This window comes from Streptomyces sp. NPDC002537 (genome assembly GCF_053594975.1).
This window is the reverse complement of record NZ_JBSFWT010000102.1, coordinates 1-24,329: the sequence shown is the minus strand read 5'-3', so window position 1 is coordinate 24,329 and position 24,329 is coordinate 1. Positions and strand designations below refer to the sequence as shown.

20 protein-coding genes are annotated in these 24,329 nt (G+C 74.2%); 7 read left to right on the top strand and 13 right to left on the bottom strand.

Annotated elements, in window-relative coordinates; genetic code table 11:
* Positions 1–240: 240 nt before the first annotated feature.
* The 7 genes from murD to rsmH form a co-directional block, all read right to left on the bottom strand.
* On the bottom strand, positions 241–1,701 hold the full coding sequence (murD, locus tag ACWD4A_RS31005; protein WP_451199063.1) for a UDP-N-acetylmuramoyl-L-alanine--D-glutamate ligase: 1,461 nt from the start codon (positions 1,699–1,701) through the stop codon (positions 241–243).
* A complete protein-coding gene (gene mraY / locus ACWD4A_RS31000; protein ID WP_451199061.1) occupies positions 1,698–2,762 on the bottom strand; it encodes a phospho-N-acetylmuramoyl-pentapeptide-transferase in 1,065 nt (354 codons plus the stop codon). The genes murD and mraY overlap by 4 nt, the downstream gene beginning before the upstream one ends.
* A complete protein-coding gene (locus ACWD4A_RS30995; RefSeq protein ID WP_451199060.1) occupies positions 2,759–4,183 on the bottom strand; it encodes a UDP-N-acetylmuramoyl-tripeptide--D-alanyl-D-alanine ligase in 1,425 nt (474 codons plus the stop codon). Before ACWD4A_RS30995 ends, mraY begins: the two co-directional genes overlap by 4 nt.
* Before the next feature lie 65 nt (positions 4,184–4,248).
* The gene (locus ACWD4A_RS30990; protein WP_451199059.1) at positions 4,249–5,949 is read right to left on the bottom strand and encodes a UDP-N-acetylmuramoyl-L-alanyl-D-glutamate--2,6-diaminopimelate ligase; all 1,701 of its coding nucleotides are present in this window, start codon (positions 5,947–5,949) and stop codon (positions 4,249–4,251) included.
* A gap of 15 nt (positions 5,950–5,964) precedes the next feature.
* A complete protein-coding gene (locus ACWD4A_RS30985; RefSeq protein WP_451199057.1) occupies positions 5,965–7,872 on the bottom strand; it encodes a peptidoglycan D,D-transpeptidase FtsI family protein in 1,908 nt (635 codons plus the stop codon).
* 78 nt (positions 7,873–7,950) lie between these two features.
* Complete coding sequence (locus tag ACWD4A_RS30980) at positions 7,951–8,580, bottom strand: septum formation initiator family protein (protein ID WP_451199056.1); 630 nt, start codon at positions 8,578–8,580, stop codon at positions 7,951–7,953.
* Positions 8,577–9,536 (bottom strand): 16S rRNA (cytosine(1402)-N(4))-methyltransferase RsmH, encoded by a 960-nt coding sequence (gene rsmH, locus ACWD4A_RS30975; protein WP_451199054.1) that lies wholly within the window; start codon positions 9,534–9,536, stop codon positions 8,577–8,579. The genes ACWD4A_RS30980 and rsmH overlap by 4 nt, the downstream gene beginning before the upstream one ends.
* A 443-nt stretch (positions 9,537–9,979) precedes the next feature.
* Here rsmH and ACWD4A_RS30970 point away from each other — a divergent pair, with 443 nt between their 5' ends.
* From ACWD4A_RS30970 to ACWD4A_RS30955, 4 genes are all read left to right on the top strand, one after another.
* The gene (locus ACWD4A_RS30970; protein ID WP_451199052.1) at positions 9,980–10,540 is read left to right on the top strand and encodes a beta-class carbonic anhydrase; all 561 of its coding nucleotides are present in this window, start codon (positions 9,980–9,982) and stop codon (positions 10,538–10,540) included.
* A gap of 151 nt (positions 10,541–10,691) precedes the next feature.
* Positions 10,692–11,717, top strand: a complete 1,026-nt coding sequence (locus tag ACWD4A_RS30965; RefSeq protein ID WP_451199049.1) for an AAA family ATPase — start codon at positions 10,692–10,694, stop codon at positions 11,715–11,717.
* Positions 11,717–13,243 carry a DUF58 domain-containing protein gene (locus ACWD4A_RS30960; protein WP_451199047.1) on the top strand — a complete coding sequence of 509 codons (1,527 nt, stop codon included), beginning with the start codon at positions 11,717–11,719 and terminating at the stop codon, positions 13,241–13,243. Before ACWD4A_RS30965 ends, ACWD4A_RS30960 begins: the two co-directional genes overlap by 1 nt.
* Positions 13,240–15,594: a transglutaminase TgpA family protein gene (locus ACWD4A_RS30955; RefSeq protein WP_451199044.1), complete on the top strand. Its 2,355-nt coding sequence runs from the start codon at positions 13,240–13,242 to the stop codon at positions 15,592–15,594. Before ACWD4A_RS30960 ends, ACWD4A_RS30955 begins: the two co-directional genes overlap by 4 nt.
* 244 nt (positions 15,595–15,838) lie before the next feature.
* Here the strand turns inward: ACWD4A_RS30955 and ACWD4A_RS30950 are convergent, their stop codons facing one another.
* The 3 genes from ACWD4A_RS30950 to ACWD4A_RS30940 form a co-directional block, all read right to left on the bottom strand.
* Complete coding sequence (locus ACWD4A_RS30950; RefSeq protein WP_451199042.1) at positions 15,839–16,246, bottom strand: DUF3040 domain-containing protein; 408 nt, start codon at positions 16,244–16,246, stop codon at positions 15,839–15,841.
* 238 nt (positions 16,247–16,484) lie between these two features.
* Positions 16,485–17,249, bottom strand: coding sequence for a methyltransferase (locus ACWD4A_RS30945; protein ID WP_451199041.1), 765 nt, complete (start codon positions 17,247–17,249; stop codon positions 16,485–16,487).
* Between the two features lie 351 nt (positions 17,250–17,600).
* Positions 17,601–18,050: an SAV_6107 family HEPN domain-containing protein gene (locus tag ACWD4A_RS30940; RefSeq protein WP_451199040.1), complete on the bottom strand. Its 450-nt coding sequence runs from the start codon at positions 18,048–18,050 to the stop codon at positions 17,601–17,603.
* A 168-nt stretch (positions 18,051–18,218) separates the two neighbouring features.
* On the opposite strand from ACWD4A_RS30940, the gene ACWD4A_RS30935 reads away from it, so the two are divergent.
* The 3 genes from ACWD4A_RS30935 (at position 18,219) to ACWD4A_RS30925 (ending at position 21,458) form a co-directional block, all read left to right on the top strand.
* The gene (locus ACWD4A_RS30935; RefSeq protein ID WP_451199038.1) at positions 18,219–18,851 is read left to right on the top strand and encodes a TetR/AcrR family transcriptional regulator; all 633 of its coding nucleotides are present in this window, start codon (positions 18,219–18,221) and stop codon (positions 18,849–18,851) included.
* A 344-nt stretch (positions 18,852–19,195) separates the two neighbouring features.
* Positions 19,196–19,894, top strand: a complete 699-nt coding sequence (locus ACWD4A_RS30930; protein ID WP_451199037.1) for a DUF4126 domain-containing protein — start codon at positions 19,196–19,198, stop codon at positions 19,892–19,894.
* 31 nt (positions 19,895–19,925) lie between these two features.
* A complete protein-coding gene (locus ACWD4A_RS30925) occupies positions 19,926–21,458 on the top strand; it encodes a phytoene desaturase family protein (RefSeq protein WP_451199035.1) in 1,533 nt (510 codons plus the stop codon).
* A 64-nt stretch (positions 21,459–21,522) separates the two neighbouring features.
* On the opposite strand, the gene ACWD4A_RS30920 is transcribed toward ACWD4A_RS30925, so the two are convergent.
* The 3 genes from ACWD4A_RS30920 to thiE form a co-directional block, all read right to left on the bottom strand.
* Positions 21,523–22,398, bottom strand: coding sequence for a hypothetical protein (locus ACWD4A_RS30920; protein WP_451199033.1), 876 nt, complete (start codon positions 22,396–22,398; stop codon positions 21,523–21,525).
* A gap of 39 nt (positions 22,399–22,437) precedes the next feature.
* Positions 22,438–23,355 carry a methylenetetrahydrofolate reductase [NAD(P)H] gene (gene metF / locus ACWD4A_RS30915; protein ID WP_451199032.1) on the bottom strand — a complete coding sequence of 306 codons (918 nt, stop codon included), beginning with the start codon at positions 23,353–23,355 and terminating at the stop codon, positions 22,438–22,440.
* 183 nt (positions 23,356–23,538) lie between these two features.
* Positions 23,539–24,192 (bottom strand): thiamine phosphate synthase, encoded by a 654-nt coding sequence (gene thiE, locus ACWD4A_RS30910; protein WP_451199030.1) that lies wholly within the window; start codon positions 24,190–24,192, stop codon positions 23,539–23,541.
* Between the last annotated feature and the right edge of the window lie 137 nt (positions 24,193–24,329).

The window sequence follows — 24,329 nt, the reverse complement described above, 5'->3', positions numbered from 1 at the left end:
GCCGGGGCTCCCGCCGCGACCACGGCCCGCGGCCGGGCGGGGCCGGGCCGTCCGGGCGGGCCGGGAACGCGCGACGGGCCCGCGCAGGGCCGTCCACGCTCCGGGCGGCCTCGCGATGTCGTCCGCGTGCATCCGGGTGTCCCCTTCGCTGGTCTCCCGCGCCGTCCGGTCACGCCGTCGGGATCCCTCCGCGGTTTCCCGGGTGCGAGAAACCGCGAAGGGGCCAAGGGGACCGTACGGCTACTCGTCCGTGCCGCGGTCCGCGTCCGGGCCGGCCAGGGCCCGGACCGCCGCGGCGAATGCCTCGCCGCGCTTGTTGTAGTTGACGAACATATCCATCGAGGCGCAGGCCGGGGCCATCAGGACGGTGTCCCCCGGCCCGGCGAGCCGCGCCGCCTCCTGGACCGCGGCGGCCATCGCCCCAGTGTCGGTCCGGTCGAGGTCGACCACCGGGACATCCGGGGCGTGTCGCGCCAGCGCTTGGGCGATCAGGGCCCGGTCGGCGCCGATGAGGACGACGCCGCGCAGCCGCTTCGCGGAGGCGGCGACGAGTTCGTCGAAGGTCGCGCCCTTGGCGAGGCCGCCGGCGATCCACACGATCGAGTCGTACGCCGCCAGGGAGGCCTGTGCCGCGTGGGTGTTGGTGGCCTTGGAGTCGTCCACGTAGGCGACGCCGTCGACGTCCGCGACGTGGGCGATGCGGTGCGCGTCCGGCCGGAAGGCGCGCAGGCCGTCCCGTACGGCGCGCGGCTCGACGCCGAAGGCGCGGGCCAGGGCGGCCGCGGCGAGGGCGTTGGCGATGTTGTGCGGGGCGACCTTCCCGGAGGAGGACGCGATGTCGGAGACCTCGGCGAGCTCCTGGGCGCTCTGCTGCCGGTCGGCGACGAACGCGCGGTCGATGAGGAGGCCGTCGACGACGCCGAGCATGGAGAGTCCGGGCGGGCCGAGGGTGAAGCCGATGGCGCGGCAGCCCTCCTCCACGTCCGCCTCGCGCACCAGGTGCTCGGTGCGGTTGTCGGCGGCGTTGTAGACGCAGGCGACCTGGTTGCCCTCGTAGACGCGGCCCTTGTCGGCGGCGTACGCGTGCATGGAGCCGTGCCAGTCGAGGTGGTCCGGCGCGAGGTTGAGCACGGCCCCGGAGTGGGCCCGTACGGACGGCGCCCAGTGCAGCTGGTAGCTGGAGAGCTCGACGGCGAGGACGTCGTGGGGCTCGTCGGACAGCACGACGTCGATGATCGGCGTGCCGATGTTGCCGACGGCCGCGGTGCGCAGTCCGGCGGCCTCCAGGATGGCGGCGAGCATCTGGACGGTGGTGGTCTTGCCGTTGGTGCCGGTGACCGCGAGCCACGGGGCGGCGCCGGGGCCGCGGAGCCGCCAGGCGATCTCCACATCGCCGACGACGTCGACACCGGCCTCCGCGGCGGCCGCGAAGAGCGGGCTGTCCGGCTTCCAGCCGGGCGAGGTGACGACCAGTTCGGTGCCCTCGGGCAGCGTGGTCGCGTCGCCGAGGCGGACGGTGACGCCCGCCGCCCGGAGACCGGCGGCGCGCTCGCGCAGCGCCTCGCCGTCACCGCCGTCGACGACGGTCACCAGGGCGCCGAGGCCGGCCAGCGCGCGGGCGGCGCTGACGCCGCTCACGCCGAGGCCAGCGACGGTGATGCGCTGTCCGGTCCAGGCCGTGCTGTTCGGGGCGGGGGTCACTTGATGGCCAACCATCCGGCGTAGAAGATTCCGAGTCCGACGGCGACGCACAGGCCCTGGATGATCCAGAACCGGACCACCACAAGGACCTCGCTCCACCCCTTGAGTTCGAAGTGGTGCTGGAGCGGAGCCATCCGGAAGACGCGCTTCCCGGTGAGGCGGAAGGAGCCGACCTGGATGACCACGGACATGGTGATCAGCACGAACAGGCCGCCGAGGAGGGCGAGCAGCAGCTCGGTGCGGGAGCAGATCGCGAGGCCCGCGAGCGCGCCGCCGAGGGCGAGCGAGCCGGTGTCACCCATGAAGATCTTGGCGGGCGAGGTGTTCCACCACAGGAAGCCGAAGCAGGAGCCCATCAGCGCCGAGGCGACGACCGCGAGGTCGAGCGGATCGCGCACCTCGTAACAGGCGGCGCCCGCGGTGAGCGAGTTGGCGCAGGACTGGCCGTGCTGCCAGGTGCCGATGAAGACGTACGCGCCGAAGACCATCACGGACGCGCCGGTGGCGAGGCCGTCGAGGCCGTCGGTGAGGTTCACGCCGTTCGACATCGCGAGGATCATGAACAGCGCCCAGACCACGAAGATCACGGGGCCGACGGACCAGCCGAAGTCCTGGGTGAAGGAGAGCCGCGTGGAGGCCGGGGTCTGGCCGCGGGTGTCCGCGAACTGCAGCGCCAGCACGGCGAAGGCGATGCCGACGATCAGCTGGCCGGCCATCTTCGCCTTGGCGCGCAGACCGAGGCTGCGCTGCTTGACGATCTTGATGTAGTCGTCGAGGAAGCCGACGAGGCCCATGCCCGCCGTCAGGAACAGCACCAGCAGGCCCGAGGTGGTCGGCTCCTTGCTGGTGATGACCTTGGTGATGGCATACGCGATGAGCGTGGCCAGGATGAAGGCGATGCCACCCATGGTGGGCGTGCCCTTCTTCCCGGCGTGGCCGCGGGGGCCGTCGTCACGGATGAACTGGCCGTAACCCTTGCGGGCGAGGAACTTGATCAGCAGCGGGGTGCCGACGAGGGTCAGGACGAGACCGATGACACCCGCGAAGAGGATCTGGTTCATCGGCGGGCCCCCTCGCCCTCGCCCGCGAGCAGCGCTTCGGCGACCCGCTCCAGCCCCGCCGACCTGGACGCCTTCAACAGCACGACGTCACCCGGGCGCAGCTCGCTGCGCAACAGGTCGACCGCCGCCTGCGCGTCGGACACGTGCACCGACTCCTCACCCCACGAACCCTCGTTATAGGCGCCCATCTGCAGCCAGGCCGCTTCCCTGCCCCCGACTGCCACGAGCTTGCTGACGTTGAGCCGGACGGCGAGCCGTCCGACCGCGTCGTGCTCGGCGAGCGCGTCGTCACCGAGCTCGGCCATCTGACCGAGCACGGCCCACGTGCGGCCCCCCTTCGCCGTTGCGGCCTGTCCCATGGCGGCCAGCGCACGCAGCGCCGCTCGCATGGATTCGGGGTTCGCGTTGTAGGCGTCGTTGACGATCGTCACGCCGTCCGCACGCTCGGTGACCTCCATCCGCCAGCGGGAGAGCTGGCCCGCCCCGGAGAGCGCGGAGGCGATCTCCTGCGCGGGCATGCCCAGCTCATGGGCGACGGCGGCGGCGGCGAGCGCGTTCGACACGTGGTGCTCACCGTACAGCCGCATGGTCACGTCCCCGCACCCGGTGGGTGTGTGAAGCGTGAAGGCGGGCTGTCCGGCCGCGGTGAGGCGGACGTTCTCGGCGCGGACGTCCGCGTCGGCGGCCTCGCCGAAGAGGACGACGCGGGCCTTGGTGCGGCTGCTCATGGCGCGCACCAGCGGGTCGTCGGCGTTGAGGACGGCGACACCGCCCTCCGCGGCGGCGGGCAGCACCTCGACCAGCTCGCCCTTGGCCTGCGCGATCTGCTCGCGGCCGCCGAACTCGCCGATGTGCGCGGTGCCGACGTTGAGGACGAGGCCGATGCGCGGCGGGGTGAGCTCGGCGAGGTAGCGGATGTGGCCGATGCCGCGGGCGCCCATCTCCAGGACGAGGTGGCGGGTCTCCTCGTCCGCGCGGAGCGCGGTGAGGGGCAGGCCGATCTCGTTGTTGAAGTTGCCGGGCGGGCCCACGGTGGGTCCGAGCCGTCCCAGGAGCTGGGAGATCAGGTCCTTGGTGCTGGTCTTGCCCGCGGAGCCGGTGAGCGCGACGACGGTGGCGTCGAGCCGCTCCACGACGGCGCGCGCGAGGGCGCCGAGGGCGGCCACCACGTCGTCGACGACGATGGCGGGCACACCGACGGGGCGGGCGGCCAGTACGGCGACGGCGCCCGCGGCGACGGCGCGCCCGGCGAAGTCGTGGCCGTCGACCTTGTCCCCGGGCAGGGCGGCGAAGAGGCTGCCCGGCCGTACCTCACGGGAGTCGATCACGACCGGGCCGTCGGCCGTGCGGCCGGGGTCCGGTATGTCGTGCTGCTGCCCGCCGACAATGGCGGCGATCTCGGCGAGGGACAGAGCGATCACTGGGAATTACCTCCGTCCGTTCGGGAGAGCTGCCGGGGGGAGGGTTGTGCGCGCATGGCGGTCTGTCATCCCTGGTCGATCCGGTGCGTGGGAGCCGTGTGGCGGTGCTCGATGGCCTCGCGCAGCACCTGGCGGTCGTCGAACGGTCGCACGACCCCGGCGATGTCCTGGCCCTGTTCGTGGCCCTTGCCCAGGACCACGACGGTGTCGCCGGGTTCGGCGCGGGCGACCGCGGCGGCGATGGCGGCGGCCCGTTCCTCCAGGAGGAGGACCGTGCCGCGCTCGGAGGCGGGCACCTCGGCGGCGCCCGCGAGCATGGTGGCGAGGATCGCGAGGGGGTCCTCGGAGCGGGGGTTGTCGGAGGTCAGCACGGCGGTGTCGGCGAGCCGGGCCAGCGCGGCGCCCATGGGGGCGCGCTTGGTCGTGTCGCGGTCGCCGCCGCAGCCGAGGACGGCGTGGACGCGGCCGGTGCCGACCTTCCGCAGGGCGCGGAGAACCGATTCGACGGCGTCCGTCTTGTGCGCGTAGTCGACGACGGCCAGGTAGGGCTGGCCCGCGTCGACGCGCTCCAGGCGGCCGGGGACACCGGGGACCGCGGCGACGCCGTCGGCGGCGGTCTGCGGGTCGGCCCCGGCGGCGACGAGCGCGGTGATCGCGGCGAGGGCGTTGGCGACGTTGAACGGCCCGGCCAGCGGGGACCTGGCCCGTACGGACTCGCCGTTCGGGCCGAGGACGGTGAAGACCGAGTCGAACGGGCCGATCCCGACGTCCACCGCGCGCCAGTCGGCGTCGGGGCGGCCCTCGGCGGAGAACGTGACGACGGGCACCTCGGAGGCGCCCTCGGCGAGCCTGCGGCCGTACTCGTCGTCGAGGTTGACGACGCCGACGCGGCTGCGGGCCTTGGTGAAGAGCTCCGCCTTGGCCTGGAAGTAGTCCTCCATGCCGGAGTGGAACTCCATGTGCTCCGGGCTGAGGTTGTTGAAGACCGCGACGTCGAAGACGCAGCCGTCGACGCGCCCGAGCACCAGGGCGTGGCTGGAGACCTCCATGGCGACCGAGCGGACGCCGCGCTCGCGCATCACGGCGAACAGCGCCTGCAGGTCGGTGGCCTCGGGGGTGGTGCGCTCGGACTTGATGCGCTCGGCGCCGATGCGGGACTCCACGGTGCCGATCAGGCCCGTCAGCCCGCCGAGGGCCTTGAGGCCGCCCTCGATGAGGTAGGCGGTGGTGGTCTTGCCGGAGGTGCCGGTGATCCCGATCTGCAGCAGGTCGTGGCCGGGCTGTCCGTAGATCGTCGCCGCGAGCTCGCCCATCCGGGCGCGCGGGTCCGGCACGGTGAGCACGGGCAGGCCGGTGCCGGCGGCGCGCTCGGCGCCCGCCGGGTCGGTCAGCACGGCGACGGCGCCGAGGCCCGCGGCCTGTCCGGCGAAGTCCGCGCCGTGAAAGCGGGCGCCGGGCAGGGCGGCGTAGACGTCGCCCGGCCGGACGGCCCGCGAGTCGTGGGTGATGCCGGTGACCGCGGCGTCCGCGGCCTCCGCGGCGGCGATGCCCAGCTGACCGGCCAGCTCCGTGAGGGGCACGGGGCGGACCTGGGTGGGGCGGGGCGCTCCCGGCTGTACGGGCTGTACGGCGGGGGCGTCCGTGGGGCTGGTGTGGGACTGATCAGCGTGGGGCACGGCGGTGAGCGTACCGGGCGCACCCGCCCCGTCGCGAAGTGAGGGGCGTACCGCGGCGCGGTTCCCCGCATCCGGAGTGATGGTCGTCACGGCCCGCCCCGGCTCTCACTGGCCGTCGTAGCTCACCGGCAGCCGCGGGGGCTCGGTGCCGGACGGCGGTACCTGGAGGGTCTTCAGCGAGAACTCCATGACCTGTTTGAAGACGGGTCCGCAGATCTGGCCGCCGAAGTAACTCCCCTTGGTGGGGTTCTGGATGGCGCAGTAGACGGTGATCCGGGGCTGGTCGGCGGGGGCGAAGCCGGCGAAGGAGGCGGTGTAGCCGTGGTAGCGGCCGGTGCCGGGATCCACCCGGTTGGAGGTGCCGGTCTTGCCCGCGACGCGGTAGCCGGGGATCTGCGCCTTCGTGCCGGTGCCCTCCCGGTCGTCGACCACGGACTCCAGCATGGTGGAGAGCTCGGTGGCGGTCTTCGCGCTGACCACACGGGTGCGCTGCGGGGCCGGGGCGGGCGTGAAGCGGCCGTCGGGGCCCTTGACGCCGCGGACGAGGGTGGGCTGGATGCGCTGGCCGCCGCCCGCGATCGTGGAGTAGACGGACGCGGCCTGCACGGCGTTCAGGGACAGGCCCTGGCCGAACGGGATCGTGTACTGCTGAGAGTCGCTCCATTTGTCCGGCTTCGCCAGGATTCCCGGGGTCTCGCCGGGGAAGCCGAGGCCGGTGGGCGATCCCAGGCCGAACTTCCGCAGGTAGGAGTGGAGGACGTCGTTGGCCTGCGCGCGGGTCTTGCCGAGCTGCTCGGAGGCGAGGATCGTGCCGATGTTGCTGGACTTGGCGAGCACCCCGTTGAGGGTGAGGTGCCAGGTGGCGTGGTCGATGTCGTCGGCGAAGGACCGGTCGGCGCGCGGCAGCCGGTTGGGCACCTCGACGCGCGTCGCCGGGTTCGCCGCGCCCTCCTCCAGGACGGCCGCCATGGTCATCACCTTGCTGACGCTGCCGGGCTCGTAGGCGTCCTGGAGCGCGGCGTTGCCCAGGGCGCTGCCGTCGGCGTGCCCGAGGTCGTTGGGGTCGTAGCCGGGGGCGTTGGCCATGGCCAGGATCTCGCCGGTGCGGGTGTCCTGGACGACCACGTAGCCGCGGTCCGCCTGCGACTGCTCCACCTGGTGGGTGATGGCGTTCTGCGCGGCCCACTGGATGTCCCGGTCGATGGTCAGCTCGATGTCGGAGCCGGGCACGGCGGGCTGTTCCTTGACGTCGCCGGTGGGCACCTGGCGGCCGCCGGACTGGGCGTAGACGAGCTTGCCGTCGCGGCCCGCGAGGGCCTTGTCCAGCTGGGCCTCGATGCCGCCGCCGCCCCGCCCCTCGGCGTTGACGAAGCCCAGCACCCCGGCGGCGAGCTCGCCGTTGGGGTAGACGCGCTTGCTGTGGGGTTCGCGGTTGATGCCCGCGAGGACGTCGATGCCCTGCTTCTTCGCCGCCTTCTTCGCGGCCGCCTTCTTGAGCTCCTTGATCTTGTTCCAGACCTGGGGGCTCTGCTGGCGGGCGAGGACGACGTACTTGGACCTGGGGTTGGCGGTGAGCTTCTGCTCCAGCACCGCGGGCCGCTCGTCGAGCACCGGCGCGAGCAGCGCGGCCGCCTGGTGGGCCGCGCCCTCCGCCTTGATCCGCTCGGGGGTCAGCAGGTCGGGGGCGGCCGTGACGTCGTACGCGTCGACCGTGGTGGCGAGGTCCACCCCGGCGCGGTCGGTGATGGTGCCGCGCTCGGCGGCCAGGGTGACCGGGATGTAGCGGTTGACGTTGGCGCGGGCCGCGTACGCGCTCGCGTCGACGGCCTGCACCTGGAGGAGCCGCACGGTGAACGCCAGCAGGACGAGGGTGAGCCCGAAGCCGACCAGCCGCAGCCGGGGCCGCGGGCTGCCGAGCCGCAGGGCCTGCGAGCCGGAGCGCGGGCGCGCGGGGGGACGCGCCGCGGGGCGCGCGGCCTGCCGGGGCGGCCTGGGGTTCCTGGGGGCCGTCATGGCGCACCGGCCGCGGCTCGGGCCCGCGGGTCCCGCGGGAGGCGCGGGGGCAGGCCCCCGGGGGAAAGCGGCACAGCGTCACCTGCCGGTGGTCGGGGCGGTCTTCTCGGCGGCGGGGGCGTGGGGCAGGACCGGCGGCAGGGCGCCGGGGAGGTACGGGAAGTCCGGCAGCGCGTCCGGGCCGGGGACCGGGAGGGCGGGGGCGCCGGCGCCCGCGGGCAGCGGGGCGTCGGTGACGGGGGGCAGGGCGGGCTCGGGCGCCGGGGCGGGGGCGGGCGCGGGGGCAGCCGCCACCGGCACGGGCGCGGGGACGGGGGTGCGCCGGGCGGCGTAGCCGGCGGGGTCCGCCTCGCCCGCCGGGGACGGCGTGCCGCGGACCGTGCCGTCGGGGTTGAGGAAGGCGGGGTTGCCGCCGGGGACCATGCCCAGTTCCCGGGCGCGGCGCTCGAGCGCGTCCGGGGCGGCGAGCCGGTCGACCTCCTGCTGGAGCGCCTGCTGCTCGTCGGTCAGTTCGGTGGTCTTGCGCTGGAGCTTGGTGAGCTCGAAGGAGCCCTGGTTGAGCGCCGAGTTGAGCACCAGCAGCGAGATCAGTCCGGAGCCGAGCAGCACCACCACGAGGAAGACGAAGGGGGTGCGTTTCGCTCCGGCCGGGCCCACGGCCCGCAACCGGCCCAGCCGGGTGGACCGGCCGCGGGCGGCGGGCGTCACGGCGCGTCCTCCCGGACGCGTTCGGCGCCGCGCAGCCGTGCGGGGGCGGCGCGCCGGTTCTCGGCGACCTCTTCCTCGGTGGGCAGCTCCGCGCCGCGGGTGAGCAGCTTCAGCCGGGGCTGGTAGCGCTCGGGCACGACCGGCAGGCCGGGGGGCGCGGTGTTGGCGGCGCCCGCCGCGAGGACCTGCTTGACGATGCGGTCCTCCAGCGACTGGTAGGACAGCACGGCGATCCGGCCGCCCACGGCGAGCGCGGCGACGGCGGCGGGGATGGCCGCCTCGACGCTGGCCAGCTCGGCGTTGACCTCGATCCGCAGGGCCTGGAAGGTGCGCTTGGCGGGGTTGCCGCCGGTGCGCTTGGCGGCCTGCGGCAGGGCGTCGCGGATCAGCTCGACGAGCCGGGCGCTGTTGGTGAAGGGCTCCTTCTCGCGCTCCCGGACGACGGCGGAGACGATCCTCTTGGCCTGCTTCTCCTCGCCGTACGCGCGCAGGATGCGGACCAGTTCGCCGGGCGGGTAGGTGTTGAGGACCTCGGCGGCGCTGATGCCGGTCGTCTGGTCCATGCGCATGTCCAGCGGCGCGTCCTGCGCGTAGGCGAAGCCGCGGTCGGCCTCGTCGAGCTGCATGGAGGAGACGCCGAGGTCGAAGAGGACGCCCTGGACCTTGGGGATGCCGAGCCGCTTCAGCACGTCGGGCAGCTCGTGGTAGACGGCGCGGACGAGGGTGGCGCGGTCGCCGTACGGGGCCAGCCGCTCGCCGGCGAGGGCGAGGGCCGTGGGGTCGCGGTCGAGGGCGACGAGCTGGACCTCCGGGAACCGCGCGAGCAGCGCCTCGCTGTGCCCGCCGGCGCCGAGGGTGCAGTCGACGACGACGGCACCGGGCTCCGTGAGGGCGGGGGCGAGCATGTCCAGGCAGCGCTGGAGCATGACGGGGACGTGTCGCGCGTTGCTGCTCATGCGCCCTTCTGAAGATCAGGGGCCCGGACGCGGGCACGGGCGTACGTACCGCCGGGTCCCCGCCCGCTCCAAGGGGAAGCGGCCGGATCCGGCACCGGGGAAGTGGCGCCGGGCGACCGGGGAGCGGGAGGAGGCCGAGAGGTACGTTCGCGTCGCGCACGTGCGGGTTTTCGGTTCCAAGGGGAGCGGATGGCCTCCCACTTCGCGCCACTTTAGTCCACTCGTCCCCCCGGTCAACCAACCGGCCAGCGCGTCACAGCACCGTGCGCGAGGGGTGGACGCGAGGGGCGGGGGCGGGCGGACGGATCACGGTCGGCGCGGCGCTCACCCGATCGGCGGCACGGCTCCCGATCCTGTGGCTTACCTCACAGGAGGGCATGTCAGCGACGTTTTTACCCATGTGGAACGGGCCGTCGGGGCCTGGGCCGACTACCTTCGTTCATATGTCGATATCCGCGTCCCAGCCGACGCCCCGGAGCTCCGCCGGTGCCGCGGCCCAGGAACTGAGCACCGTCACCGACCGGCTCGTTCAGGCCAACGCCGAGTACGCCGCCAAGTTCACCGATCCCGGGATGGACGCCCGCCCGGTCCTCAAGGTCGCCGTCGTCGCCTGCATGGACGCCCGGCTCGACCTGCACGCCGCGCTCGGGCTCGAACTCGGCGACTGCCACACCATCCGCAACGCGGGCGGCGTGGTCACCGACGACATCATCCGTTCGCTGACGATCAGCCAGCGGGCGCTCGGCACCCGTTCGGTGGTGCTGATCCACCACACCGACTGCGGTCTGCTGACCCTCACCGAGGACTTCCGGCACGAGATCGAGGCGGAGGTCGGCCAGCGCCCGGCGTGGGCGGTCGAGGCGTTCAAGGACCTGGACAAGGACGTCCGGCAGTCCATGCAGCGCGTGCGGACCTCGCCGTTCCTGCCGCACACCGACGACGTCCGGGGCTTCGTCTTCGACGTGACGACGGGACTGCTCCGCGAGATCGACCCGCGGCACTGAGTTATCCACAGGCGGTGACGGATCGCCGCCGGGACGGCCAGAATGCGTAGATGGAAGCCGCCTCCGCCACGGCGGGCGCGGCGTCCACATGACGGGGTGGGCCGGTCCGCTTGGCGGGGCGCGGCCCGCGGAACGGGCCGAGGAGGGCCGGGTGACGACCTATGACGAACGAGCGAGCCTCAGCGATCTGACCACCACAGCCGAGCGGGTCCACCGGGCGGTGGAGGGTGTGATCGAGGGCAAGCCCGAGGTCGTACGGCTCTCGCTGACCGTGCTGCTCGCCGAGGGGCACCTGTTGATCGAGGACGTGCCGGGCGTGGGCAAGACCATGCTCGCCAAGGCGCTGGCCCGGTCGATCGACTGCTCGGTGCGGCGCATCCAGTTCACGCCGGACCTGCTCCCGTCCGACATCACGGGCGTGAGCGTCTTCGATCAGCAGCGGCGGGACTTCGAGTTCAAACCGGGCGCGATCTTCGCGCAGATCGTGATCGGCGACGAGATCAACCGCGCCTCGCCCAAGACCCAGTCGGCGCTGCTGGAGTCGATGGAGGAGCGGCAGGTCACCGTCGACGGGCACACCTATGAGCTGCCGAGTCCCTTCATGGTGGTGGCCACGCAGAACCCGGTCGAGATGGAGGGCACCTATCCGCTGCCCGAGGCGCAGCGCGACCGTTTCATGGCCCGGGTCTCGATGGGCTATCCCAGCCCGGAGGCCGAGCTGCGGATGCTGGACACCCACGGCGTGCTGCCCCCGCTGGACGACCTCCAGCCGGTCGCGCACGCCCACGACATCGTCAAGCTCGTGGACGCGGTCCGCGGGGTGCACGTCGCCGAGCCCGTGCGGCGGTACGCGGTGGATCTGGTCACCGCGACCCGGCACCACCCCGAGCTGAGACTCGGCGCCTCGCCGAGAGCCACGCTGCACCTGGTGCGGGCGGCGAAGGCCGCGGCGGCGCTGGCCGGGCGGGAGTTCGTGCTGCCCGACGACGTGCGGGCGCTGGCCGTGGCGGTGCTCTCGCACCGGCTGCTGCCCACGGCGCAGGCCCAGCTCAACCGCCGCACGGCCGAGCAGGTCGTCCTGGAGATCCTGCAGCGCACCCCCGTGCCCGACCCGTCCGCGCAGCACTGGCGGCAGCAGCAGCTCGGGCACCATCAGCCGGGTGTGCGGAGGCTGTGATGGCCCAGGGGGAGGCGGGTCCGGAGGCGGGCCGGGAAGGGGCACCGGCGGGCGGCCTGTGGGCGGCACTCGGCGGGCTGACCACCCGTGGCCGCTCCTTCCTGGCGGCGGGCATCGCCGCCACGGCGTGTTCGTATGTGCTGGGCCAGTCCGATCTGCTGCGGGTCGGCCTGTTGCTGACCGTGCTGCCGCTGGTGTGCGTGATCGTGCTGCGCGGCACCCGGCACCGGGTGACCGGCAGCCGGTCCCTGTCCCCTTCCCGGGTGTCCGCCGGGTCCGAGGCCCGGGTCCGGTTGCGGGTCGACAATGTCTCGCGGCTGCCCACCGGCCTGCTGATGCTCCAGGACCGCGTGCCGTACGTGCTGGGGCCGCGCCCCCGTTTCGTGCTGGACCGGATGGAGCCGGGCGGGCGGCGCGAGGTGTTCTACCGCGTCCATGCCGAGTTGCGGGGCCGCTATCCGCTGGGGCCGCTGCAACTGCGGCTGACGGACCCGTTCGGTATGTGCGAACTGACCCGTGGATTCAGCGCCTTCGACACCTTGACCGTGGTGCCGCGCGTGGAGCCGCTGCCCGCCGTGCGGCTGGGTGGCGAGGCCGCCGGGCACGGCGACGGACGGCAGGGGTCACCGGCCCTGGCCGGTGCGGACGACATCATTCCGCGCGGCTACCGGCACGGGGACGACCTGCGCCGGGTGCACTGGCGCTCCACCGCGCGCTACGGCCAGCTGATGGTGCGCCGCGAGGAGCAGCCCCAGCGGGCCCACTGCACGGTGCTGCTCGACACCCGGGGTGTCGCCTACGAGGGCGTGGGGCCCGACGCGCCCTTCGAGTGGGCGGTGGCGGGGGCCGCCTCCGTCGCGGTGCACCTGCTGGAGCGGGGCTTCTCGGTGCGGCTGCTCACGGACACCGGGAGCTCGGTGCCGGGGCCGGACGGCGCGGGCGGGCACGCCCACGGCCCGGCGGACGCGGCCGGGCTGCTGCTGGACACCCTGGCGGTGGTGGACCACTCCGAGGGGGAGAGCCTCTCCCCCGCCCATGACGCGCTGCGTGGTGGCGGCGGGCTGCTCGTGGCGTTCTTCGGCGAGCTGGACGAACAGCAGACGGCCGTGGCGGCGCGGCTCCGCACGCGCGGAGGTACGGCGGTCGCCTTCGTCCTGGACCGGTCGGCGTGGCCGTACGACGGCCGTGCCCACGCGCCGCGTGCCCGGCACGGCATCGAGCAGCGGCTGCGGGTGCTGCGCGAGGCGGGCTGGACGGCGCTGGCTGTCACGCAGGGCGCGGCGCTGGCCGACCTGTGGCGCATGGCGGGGGCGCCGGAGGCGGGGTCCTCGGCGGCCGCGGGGTGGCCTCCCGCCGGTGCGGCCGGTTTCCCGGGAGGCGGCCCGGCGCGGGGCGGCGGGGCCCCCGCCGACGACCGGGCGGGGTCCCGGGGCCGTTCGGCCGCTGCCGTCGCCCATGGCGGCACGGCGCCCTTCGTGGTCCCGCCCATGCCTTCGGTGCCGCCCTCGGTGGGAGGGCGCGGATGAGCGGGAGCGTGCGGGTCGCGGTGTGTGCCGCGGTGGCGACGCTGGCGGCGGCCTGCGCGATGCTGCCGCTGGTCGACACCGGCACCTGGATCGCGCAGGCCGCGATCCTGCTCGCCCTGCAGTCGGCGGTGGGCGTGCTCGCCCGCCGGGTGCCGCTGGCCCGGCCGTTGACGGTGACGGCGCAGGTGCTGTTCTCGCTGGTGCTGCTCACCGTGGTCTTCGCGCGTTCGGAGGCGCTCGGCGGGGTGCTGCCGGGTCCGGACGTGTTCCGGGAGTTCGGCGAGCTGCTCCAGGACGGCGCGCGGGATGTCGGGCGGTATGCCATTCCGGCCCCGGCGACGACCGGCATCAGGCTGCTGCTGGTCGGGGGCGTGCTGGCGGTCGGTCTGACCGTGGACGCCCTCGCGGTGACGTACCGCAGCGCCGCGCCCGCCGGGCTGCCGCTGCTCGCGCTGTACTCCATCGCGGCCGGGCTGGCGCAGAGCGGCAAGGACTGGCTGTGGTTCCTGACGGCCGCGGCAGGATATCTGCTGCTGCTCCTCGCCGAGGGCCGGGACCGGCTCTCCCGGTGGGGCCGGGTCTTCGGCGGCGGGACGACGCCGCCCCCGGGGTTCCCGCCGGGAGCCGCGGGGAAGGCTCTCGCGCCGGTGCGCACGGGCCGCCGGATCGGGGCGCTCGCGCTCGGGATCGCCCTGGCGGTGCCCGCCGTGCTGCCGACGATGGACGGCGGGCTGCTGGAGCCGCGCGGCCGCGCCGCCGGGGCCGGCCGGGGCGACGACCCGGGCTTCGACGCCGTCCGGCCCCTGGTCACGCTCAAGGACAGCCTCAACCAGCCGGAGAACCGCGAGGTGCTGCGGTATCGCACCTCCACGGGGAGCACGCGGGATCTGTATCTGCGGATCGTCGCGCTCGACCGGTTCGACGGCGCGTCATGGCAGGCGTCCGGCCGCCGGGCCACCGACGTCCCCGATGTACTGCCGCTGCCCGCGGGCCTCGATCCCAGGGTGCGCACGGAGCCGGTGAACACCTCGGTCGCCGCCGCCGGTACGTACGCGCAGGGCTATCTGCCGCTCCCCTACCCCGCCGAGCGGATCCGCGTGGACGGCCGGTGGCGGTACGAGCCGGAGGGCCGCACGATCGCCGGTGCCCACGGGCAGACCACCCGGGGCGCCCGCTATCAGGTGTCGAGCCTGCTGGTGCAGCCGACGGCGGCGCAGCTCGCCGCGGCGCCCGCGCCGCGCGAGGAGGTGCTCCGGGAGTACACCAAGGTGCCGGCGTCGCTGCCGCAGGTGGTGGGGGTGACGGCACGGCAGGTGACCGCCGGGTCGGCCAATCCGTACGAGCAGGCCGTGAAGCTCCAGGAGTGGTTCGCCGTCAGCGGTGGCTTCCGGTACGACACGGAGGTCGCGTCGGGCAGCGGCAGTGATGCCATCGCGAAGTTCCTGGAGGACAAGGAGGGCTTCTGCGTCCACTTCTCGTTCTCGATGGCGGCCATGGCACGGACCCTGGGCATTCCCGCGCGGGTGGCGGTCGGCTTCACGCCGGGCACCCCGCTGGGGGACGGGTCGATGTCGGTCGGTTCCAAGGACGCGCACGCCTGGCCCGAGCTGTATTTCGAGGGCGTCGGCTGGACCAGGTTCGAGCCGACGCCGAGCCGGGGCACGGCCCCCGACTACACGGTGGCGCAGCAGCCGTCCGCCGCCGAGCCCGGTGTCCCGGCGCCGCTGCCCGACCGGAGCGCCGCGCCGTCGGCACGCCCGCCCGCCGCGGAGGACTGCACGCCGGAGCTGCGGAAGCTGGGCGAGTGCCCGTCGGCCGGCCGGCCGGCCCAGGTGGCGGGGGCGCGCGACGGCGGCCCGTCGCCGTGGGCGGTGGCGGGCATCGTGGCGGGCGGGGCAGCCGTGCTCGCGCTGCTCGCGGCGCTGCCGCTGTGGCGCCGCAGGGTGCGGGCCCGGCGGCTCACGGAGGCGTCCGGCGCCGGGGGCACACTGACCGCCTGGGCCGAACTGACCGATTCCGCGTGGGATTACGGGATCGCGCCGGACGAATCGCTGACGCCGCGGAGCGCGGCCGCGCGCGTGGTGCGGCTGGGCGAGCTGAGCGGGGCGGCGGCGGAGTCCGCGCACCGGGTGGCCACCGCGGTGGAGCAGGCGCTGTACGCGGAGCGGCCGGGGCCCGTCGCGGGGCTGGCGGAGGACGTCGAGCGCGTGCGGCGGGGATTGCGGGGATCCGCGGGGCGGGGTACGCGGGTGCGGGCGGTCGTGGCACCGCGGTCGGCGGGGCGGCTGTGGGGACGCGCCTTCTTGACGGTGCGTCAGAGATTTGTGCCCCGGCTCCGCGCCTCGCCGTAACGCCAAACCTCAGCACCGAACCACGGTCCCGGGCCAGTGGCGCCGAGCCGTAGCCCTGAGCCGTGGCCCTGAGCCGCAGCACCGACCCCGTGGCGCCGAGCCGTAGTACCGATCCCCGGCTCCGCCCCGGGCTCCCGGTTCGCGGGCCCGGATACGGGACAGGGCCGGGACGTGGGTCCCGGCCCTTGTGTCGCCTGTCGGCTGTGTCGCCTGTGCACCTATCGGCCTGTCGGCCGGAAAGACGTCAGTGGCCCTGCTCGTCGCGGCGGCGCTGCCAGCGCTGTTCGATGCGGTCCATCATGCTGCGGCGCTGCCGGGTCTGGCCCCGGCCGCTCATTCCCCCCGAGGGGCCGACACCACCGCGCTGCGCGCCGGGCCGGGGCGCCTTGCGCCAGCCGGTGACGGCGAGCGCCGCGCAGCCCAGCATCACGAGGAAGCCCACCACGCTGATCCAGTACTGCCCCGGAATCATCACGCCGGCCATGAGGAGCGCGATACCCACCAGAAATCCGGCGACCGCCTGGTAGACCCGTCGCCGGGTGTACGTGCGCAGGCCGCTGCCCTCGAGCGCTGTCGCGAACTTGGGATCTTCGGCGTACAGCGCTCGCTCCATCTGCTCGAGCATGCGCTGCTCGTGCTCCGAGAGCGGCACGGAGTCCTCCTACTCGTCGGTCGCGGGGGGCGACCGGGGTGCGACCCTTTCAGGATAGGCAGGGAATCGCCCCCGTGAAACCCGCCCCTCTGCGCCAATTCGCCCACCGATGTCGTTGTGGCGATCGGTGGTGTCGGGACGTACATTCCCTCTCCGCCGATACGCCATGCCGGACGGTGTCCCCCGATCATACGGGGCGAAGCCGCTGATCGGGTGGCCGGTCACCTACCGCTCCGGGTCAGCCACGCTCGGCCAGTACGTGCAGTTGAGTGGCCACGGAGTGGAAGGCGGGCAGCTCGGCGGCCGCGGCCTCCAGCTGGAGCAGGGCCTCCATGGCGCCCGGCTCCGCGTCGAGCAGCACACCGGGCACGAGGTCGGCGAAGACGCGCACGCCGTGCACCGCGCCGACCTCCAGACCGGCCGTGGTGACCAGCTCGGAGAGCTGCTCGGCGGTGAACCGGCGGCGGACCGGATCACCGGCGCCCCACTGCCCGGCGGGGTCGGCGAGGACCTGGCGGGCCTCGGTGAAGTGGCCCGCGAGGGCCCGGCCCAGGACGGCACCGCCGAGGCCGGCGGCCAGCAGGCTGAGGGTGCCGGACGGGCGGAGCGCCTGGACGGCGTTGCGGACGCCCTCGGCGGGGTCCTCCATGTACTCCAGCACGCCGTGGCACAGGACGGCGTCGTAGGCGCCGCGCTCGACCACGTCGAACAGGCCGTGGGCGTCGCCCTGGACACCGCGCACCCGGTCGGCGACCCCGGCCTCGGCGGCCCGGCGCTCCAGCGCGAACAGGGCGTTGGGGCTGGGGTCGACGACGGTGACGCGGTGGCCCAGGCGGGCGACGGGCACCGCGAAGTTGCCCGAACCGCCGCCGGTGTCGAGGACCTCCAGCACGCCTCCCGCCTCCGGTCCGGCGGCCTTGACCCGGCGGTCCAGGGCGTCGCGCAGGACCTCCCAGACCACGGCGGTACGGAGGGAAGCCCGGGGGCGCAGCGGGTCTGACACGGCGGGTGGCTCCTCGGCGGAGATGGTCTTGGACGCCCCCAGCCTAATGGGCTCCGCCCGGGGCACCGTGACAGTGCGAGTGCCGGTGCGAGGCCGGTGCGAGTGCCGATGGGCCGGGCGCGGCCGCCGGAGCCGGAGTTCCGCGCCGCGCCCCGATCCCGCACCCCGATCCCACGCCCGATCCCGCCGCGCCCCGACCCCGGGTCAGGAAAGGCCCGAACGCCCCACGCATTCCCCACGATCCGGAAGGCCCGAACGCCCCGCCCGTTCCCGCGATCAGGAAGGCCCGAACAGCCCGCCCGTTCCCCGCGATCCGGAAGGCCCCCGGCCGCTCCGGCGTGGACCGGGAGGTCAGCCCGCCTGTCGCGGCAGCCTCCGCGGCAGGGCGAGCGTGCGCTCCACCAGGCGCAGGAACACGGTCGCGTCGCGCAGCAGGTCGTCGGCGTCGCGGCGGCTCGCCGCGGACCGTATGCCCGCCTCCGCGCGGGCCCGGCGGGCCGCGCCGGACGCGAACAGCGCGCTCCACTCGGTGAGTTCGGGCGCGACCTCGGGCAGCACCTCCCAGGCGCTGCGGATCCGGCGGCGGCGCCGCGGGTCGGCCTCCGGGCGGCCGCGCACGGCGAGCACGGCGGCAGCGGTGCGCAGCGCGGCGAGGTGGGCGGTGGCATAGCGCTCGTGCGGGGCTTCCAGCGCGGCCGCCTCCGCCAGGCCCTCCCCGGCCTGGTCGAGCAGGTCGAGGGCCGCGGGCGGTGCCGAGGCGTGGCGGGGGACGGGGTGGACGTCGCTCGCGCTGCCGGCCATGACGAACCTCCTTCGTCGGGGCGGCCGCCGCGTGGAGGCGGTGCCGCCATCTGTGCCCATCGTGGAGCACCCCACTGACAATCGGCCCTGACCTGCGCGGATGCCGACGGTGCCGCGGGAGCTCGGCGGCGCCTCCGGGGAGCGGGCGGCGACAGGGAGAATCTCTTCATGGACAGCAGCAGTACGCGCCGTCAGAACACCCGGCGAAAGCTCTTCGAAGCCGCGGTCACCCTCATCGCCGAACAGGGCTTCTCGACCACCACGGTGGACGAGATCGCCGAACGTGCCGGAGTCGCGAAGGGCACGGTCTACTACAACTTCGCGAGCAAGACCGTGCTCTTCGAGGAGTTGCTGCGGCACGGGATGGAGCTGCTGACCGACGCCCTGCAGCGGGCCGCCGACGAGATGGCGGAGCGCGGCGGCAGCGGGGTCGAGGCGCTGGACGCGATGGTCCGCGCGGGCCTGGACTTCATCTCCCGCTACCCGGCGCTGGCCCAGCTGTACGCGGCGGAGCTGTGGCGCACCAACCGGGCCTGGCAGCCGACGCTGACGCAGTTGCGGCAGCGGGCGATCGCGGTGATCGCGGGTGTCCTGGAGGAGTCGGTCGCGGCGGGCGAGCTGAGCACGGAGATCGACGTCCCGCTGACGGCGGCCGCGGTGTTCGGGATGGTGCTGGTGGCGGCGCTGGACTGGCAGTCGTTCCAGCCGGAGCGGTCGATCGACGAGGTGCACGAGGCGCTGTCCCGGCTGCTGCAGGGGCGGGTGGGCGGCGGCGTCCGCCAGCCGCAGGGCGGCGCCTGACGCGCGGCCCGGCCGTCGGAACCGGCGCCCCGGAGGCGCGCCCAGGACGGAACGCGCTGCTCCGGCGCCGGCCGATCCCCCGTCGACCGATGCCGGAGCAGCGTTCCCCCGTGCTCCCCCGAGCCCCCTGCGGGAGCCCCCAGACCCCCCGGCACGTCAGGGTCGCCGCGCCGTTCCGCCGCCCCGTGTCGGCGGTACGGCGCGGACGCCCTTTCCGTGCACACCACTCTTCCTTTCCTCCGGGGCATGTCCCATCCGTGCGGCTACTCATCTCCTCTTCTGAGTACGCGTACTCACCTCTGGGCATTCGGACCCGGTCCCGCCCCGCGGCTACGATCACCAGCGTGTCGGTACTCCCCTTGGTTTTCACGAGCGGCTGGGCGAGCGGGATCAACGCCTATGCCGTGGTCCTGCTGCTGGGCGTGCTGGGTGCGACCGGTGTCAGCGACCAGGTGCCGGACGCGCTGCAGCGGCCCGACGTCCTGATCGCGGCGGGCGTGCTGTTCCTCTGCGAGGCGGTCGCCGACAAGATCCCTTATGTCGATTCGGCCTGGGACGCCGTGCACACGGTCGTCAGGCCGCTCGCCGGCGGGGTGATCGGTGCGCTGCTGGCCGGGCAGAGCGGTTCGCTGCCGGATCTCGCGGCCGGTGCCGTGGGTGGCGGGACCGCGCTGGTGAGCCATCTGGTCAAGGCGGGCACCCGGGCGGCGATCAACACGTCGCCGGAGCCCGCCAGCAACATCGTGGTGAGCACCCTGGAGGACCTCGGCGTCGCCGGGATCGTCGTCTTCGCACTGTTCCACCCGCTGGCCGCCGCGATCATCGCGGCGGTGCTGCTGGCGCTGGGCATCGCCGTAGTGGCCTTCTTCTGGTCGCGGATCCGCCGTTTCCGGCGGCGCAGGCGGCAGCGGCGCGAGGAGAAGCGGGCGGGCGTACCGGCCGGGGCCACGGCGGCACAGTCCGGCGGGCCGGACGGGCCGGATGAGCCCGGCGGGCCCGGTGAGGACGACGGCCGGGGCGGGGCGACGCGGCCGCCCGCCTGACCTGTCGGTGCCGCCGGATAAAGTCGTTTCCATGGCACGGATTGCGGTGATCGGCGCCGGGATGGGCGCGATGGCAGCGGCCGCCCGGCTGGCCGTCGCGGGCCACCGGGTGGTGGTGTACGAGCGCGCGGCGACGCACGGCGGCGGCGTGGGGCGGCTGACGAGGGACGGCTTCGCCTTCGACACGGGGCCGGGGCTGCTGCATCTGCCCGCCGTCTACCGCGACTTGTTCGTGAAGACCGGCAAGGAGTCGCTGGAGCAGAGCGTCGACCTCGTGCAGGTCGACCCGGCGAGCTGTCACGTCTTCGCGGACAGCACGGTGGTCCCGCTGCCCAACGCGTCGCGGGCCGGGGTGCTCCAGGCACTGGACGGCGCGGTCGGCGCGGGCGCGGGCGAGCGCTGGAGCGACCTGGTCAACCGGGCGCGCGAGGTCTGGGACGCGACGCGGCGGCCGCTGTTGGAGGAGCCGCTGCGCGCGGACCCCGCGGCGCGCGAGGCGCTGGGGCGCGACCCCTATCCGGCGGTGCGCAGGCGCGGGCTGTTCCGGCGGAACGCGCCGGTGACCCTCGCGTCCGTCGCGGAGCGGGAGTTGAGGGACCCCCGGCTCGTCGCCCTCCTGGAGAGTCACGCCCTGGCGTACGGGCTGGATCCGCGGCGTGTGCCCGCGAGCGCGGCGGTGCTGCCGTACATGGAGCAGACCTTCGGCAGTTGGTATGTGCGCGGGGGCCTGCGCGGGCTCGCCGACGCGCTGTACGAGCGGTGTGTGGCGCGCAAGGTGGAGTTCCGCTTCGGCGAGGAGGTCGTGGGCCTGCTGGAGAAGGACGGCTGCGCGGCGGGCGTGGAGCTGGCCGACGGCCGGGTCGTCGAGGCGGACGTGGTGGTCGCCGGGGTGTCCCCCGGGCGGCTGGCCTCGATCGCACCCGGCGCGGCCGACCCGGCCGCCGGCCCCCGGCCGCCGGTGCCGCCCGGCCGGTTCACCGTCTGTCTCGCCCTGCGCGGCGCGCGGCCCGCGGACGCGGCGCACCGCACGGTGGTCCACACGCCGGACCGCGACGCGGAGTTGACCGAGGTCTTCCGGACCGGCGGCGAGGTGCGCGCGCCGGGCCCGTGGCACTACCGGCCGACGGTGACCGTGCTGCGGCCGGACGATCCGGCCACCCGCCCCGACGACGGGCACGAAGCCGTCACGCTCACCGCCACGGTGGCCCCGCACGGTGTCGTCGACTGGGCGGACGGGGAGACGGCCGCGGGCTTCGCGGAGCGGATGGCCGACGCCGCGGAAGCGGTGATACCGGGGCTGCGGGAGCGGGTGTTGTGGCGAGAGGTCCGGACGCCGGCCGATACGGAGGCGGCGACCGGTGCCGAGGGCGGCGGGGTTCCGGCGCCCGTGCTCGCCGGAGCGGAGGGTGCGTATCTGCGGCCCGGCAACGCGACCCGGGTGCCCGGACTCCATCTCGCGGGCGGGTTCGCCCACCCCGGCGGCGGGTTGGCCCACGCCGGGATGTCCGGTGCGCTGGTGGCCGGACTGGTGGTGTCCGGGGCGGACTGGCGCGGCTCGGAGTGAACAGGGGCCGGGTCGCGGGGAGGGAATCCCCGGGACCCGGCCCGTACGGCGGCGGCGGCGGCGCTCAGTAGCGGTACTGCTGCCCGTCGTATCCCTGGCCGTGGCCCGGCTGTTGCTGGGTCGGCTGCTGCTGGGCCGGCGGGTGGGCGGTGTCGCCGTCGCGCTGCTGGGGGACCCAGACGCCGCCGGGCGGGGTGTCCATGTCGTACTGCGCCGAGGGCGCGTAGGCGTCGGCGGGGTAGGCCCCCGTCTGCCCCGCCCCGTACTGCTGCTGGGGCTGGGTCCCGTACTGCGGCTGCCCGTACGCGTCGTACTGCTCGTAGGCCTGCGGGCGGCTGCCGATGTAGGGGTCGGAATAGGCGGCGTACTGCCCCTGCCCGTAGTCGAATTGACCGTCGGGCGCGGGAGCGGGAGCGGTGTCGTACGGGGTCGCGGCCGGGAGGTACGCGGTGTCCTCGTAGCCGCCGTACTCCTGGACGGGCTGGTGGGCCGCGTTGGGGAGCAGGTCCGGGGCCTCGTCGTACGCGGGGATCTGCGGCAGGACGGCGGTCCCGTCGCCGGGCGCGGGGACGGGGGGCAGCGGCTCCGCCGCCGCGCCTTCGGCCTTGCGGCGGCGCCCGGCGCGCCCCTTCTTCTTCCCGTCCTTCTTCCCGTCGCCGGGTGCCCCGGAGGTGCCCTCGTCCTTGCCCTTGCGGACCGCCCAGCCCGCGGAGAACCCACGGCGGAACGAGAGCGTCACATAGGTCTGGCCGATCGCGAAGGCGATCGCGCCCACCGCGATGACCGGCACGGACGAGAGGACGACGCCCGCGACGACACCGAGGAAGCCGACGAAGGCCAGCAGGCGCCAGCGCAGTCGCGCCTTGTACTGCAGCAGCACCTCGCCGAGCAGCCAGAGTGCGACGACGCCGAACGCGATGTAGAGGACCGTCCAGCCCATTTACGCCCCTCTCGTGCGGCTGTTGCCGGGGAACAGCCGTCAGGACCGCTGGTGCAGTCCCAGATTCTCGTAGATTTCCAGCGTCGCCGTGGAGTGGTTCAGGGTAATGAAATGCAACCCGGGAATCCCCTCGGCCATCAGCCGTGAGCACAGCTCGGTGGCGTACTCGATTCCGATCGAGCGTACAGCCGCCGGATCGTCGCGCACCGCGAGGATCCGCTCGGCGAGCTCGGGCGGGAAGGCCGCGTTGCTGAGCTGGGCGAACCGCTCGATCTGCCGGACGTTGGTGACCGGCATGATCTCGGGGATGATCGGGGTCGCACAGCCCGCCGCCGCGACCCGGTCGCGGAACCGCAGGTAGTCCTCCGGGTAGAAGAACATCTGGGTGATCGCGAAGTCCGCGCCGGCCCGGCACTTGTCCACGAAGTGCCCGATGTCCGTTTCCCAGTCGGTCGAGCGGGGGTGCATCTCGGGGAAAGCCGCGACGCCGACGCAGAAGTCGCCGGACTCCTTGATGAGCCTGACGAGTTCGGCGGCGTAGCGGACACCCTCGGGGTGGCGCACCCACTCGCCCATGGGGTCACCGGGCGGGTCGCCGCGCACGGCGAGCATGTTGCGGATGCCCGCGTCGGCGTACTGGCCGATGATGTTGCGCAGTTCGGCCACGGAGTGGTTGACGGCCGTCAGATGGGCGACAGGCGTGAGCGTCGTGTCGGTCGCGATGCGCTCGGTCGCCCGCACGGTGCCCTCGCGGGAGGAGCCCCCCGCGCCGTAGGTCACGGAGACGAAGGTGGGGCCGACCGCCTCGATGCGGCGGATGGCGTTCCACAGCGTCCGCTCGCCCTTCTCGGACTTCGGCGCCGCGAACTCGAAGGAATAGGACTGCTCGCCGGAAGCGAGCAGCTCACGCACGGTGCGTGCGTGGTCTGTCCTGGTGGAGGCTGTGCCAAGGGCCATACCGGCAAGTTAACCAGCGGTTCCGCGGACCCCCAACCCACATTGGCGATATGACCGATTCGCCGGTCCTCTGTCCGCTTTCTGGACAGTTCATTCACACACCGTTGACGCTTCGCTGACCGTTTCCTGACCGGTCCGCCGGGGCGGGCGGCAGCGGGCCGCCGCCGCTCCGTCGCGCGGCGGCTACGCTCCGTGCGTGCGGAGGCGCTCGGCGAGCCGGGCCGTGGCCTCGGCCGGGTCGTCGGCCTCGGTGATCGCACGGACGACGACGACCCGTCGGGCGCCCGCGTCCAGCACCTCGTCCAGATTGGCCGCGTCGATGCCGCCGATGGCGAACCAGGGCCGCTCGGGCTTCAGCGCGGCGGCGTACCGCACCAGGGACAGGCCCGGGGCGTGCCGGCCGGGCTTGGTGGGGGTGGGCCAGCAGGGGCCGGTGCAGAAGTAGTCCACGCCGGGTTCGGCGATCGCGGCGGCCACCTCCGCCTCGGCGTGGGTGGAGCGGCCGATGAGCACGCCGTCGCCGAGGATGCGGCGGGCGGCGGGCACCGGCAGGTCGCCCTGGCCCAGGTGCAGCACCTGGGAGCCGATGGCGTGCGCGACGTCCGCGCGGTCGTTGACGGCGAGGAGCCTGCCGTGGCGGCGGGCCGCGTCGGCGAAGACGGCGAGGTGCTCCAGCTCCTCCCCCGCCTCCATGCCCTTGTCGCGCAGCTGGACGATGTCCACGCCGTTGGCGAGGACGGCGTCCAGGAACTCCGGCAGGTCGCCCTGGCGCTTGCGTGCGTCGGTGCACAGGTACAGCCGGGCGTCGGCGAGCCGCTCGCGTGCGGTGACGGACATCGGGTGATTCCCCCCGGGTCGGCGGTGCGCGGGCGGGGCGGTGCACAACCCCGTCGGCAGCGCCGTCCACGCGCACCGTCGTGCCGCTTCATCCAGTCAGGAGGAGAGGGCCGTGCGCGCGAGTTCCTCCCCATAAG

Excerpts from the sequence above, each read along its gene's own strand:
- mraY (WP_451199061.1), bottom strand. The coding sequence starts at position 2,762 with ATGAACCAGATCCTCTTCGCGGGTGTCATCGGTCTCGTCCTGACCCTC.
- ACWD4A_RS30940 (WP_451199040.1), bottom strand. The coding sequence starts at position 18,050 with ATGGCCGGCAGCGCGAGCGACGTCCACCCCGTCCCCCGCCACGCCTCG.
- ACWD4A_RS30925 (WP_451199035.1), top strand. The coding sequence starts at position 19,926 with ATGGCACGGATTGCGGTGATCGGCGCCGGGATGGGCGCGATGGCAGCG.
- ACWD4A_RS30970 (WP_451199052.1), top strand. The coding sequence starts at position 9,980 with ATGTCGATATCCGCGTCCCAGCCGACGCCCCGGAGCTCCGCCGGTGCC.
- ACWD4A_RS30985 (WP_451199057.1), bottom strand. The coding sequence starts at position 7,872 with ATGACGGCCCCCAGGAACCCCAGGCCGCCCCGGCAGGCCGCGCGCCCC.
- ACWD4A_RS30960 (WP_451199047.1), top strand. The coding sequence starts at position 11,717 with ATGGCCCAGGGGGAGGCGGGTCCGGAGGCGGGCCGGGAAGGGGCACCG.
- ACWD4A_RS30920 (WP_451199033.1), bottom strand. The coding sequence starts at position 22,398 with ATGGGCTGGACGGTCCTCTACATCGCGTTCGGCGTCGTCGCACTCTGG.
- thiE (WP_451199030.1), bottom strand. The coding sequence starts at position 24,192 with ATGTCCGTCACCGCACGCGAGCGGCTCGCCGACGCCCGGCTGTACCTG.
- metF (WP_451199032.1), bottom strand. The coding sequence starts at position 23,355 with ATGGCCCTTGGCACAGCCTCCACCAGGACAGACCACGCACGCACCGTG.
- rsmH (WP_451199054.1), bottom strand. The coding sequence starts at position 9,536 with ATGAGCAGCAACGCGCGACACGTCCCCGTCATGCTCCAGCGCTGCCTG.
- ACWD4A_RS30935 (WP_451199038.1), top strand. The coding sequence starts at position 18,219 with ATGGACAGCAGCAGTACGCGCCGTCAGAACACCCGGCGAAAGCTCTTC.
- ACWD4A_RS30955 (WP_451199044.1), top strand. The coding sequence starts at position 13,240 with ATGAGCGGGAGCGTGCGGGTCGCGGTGTGTGCCGCGGTGGCGACGCTG.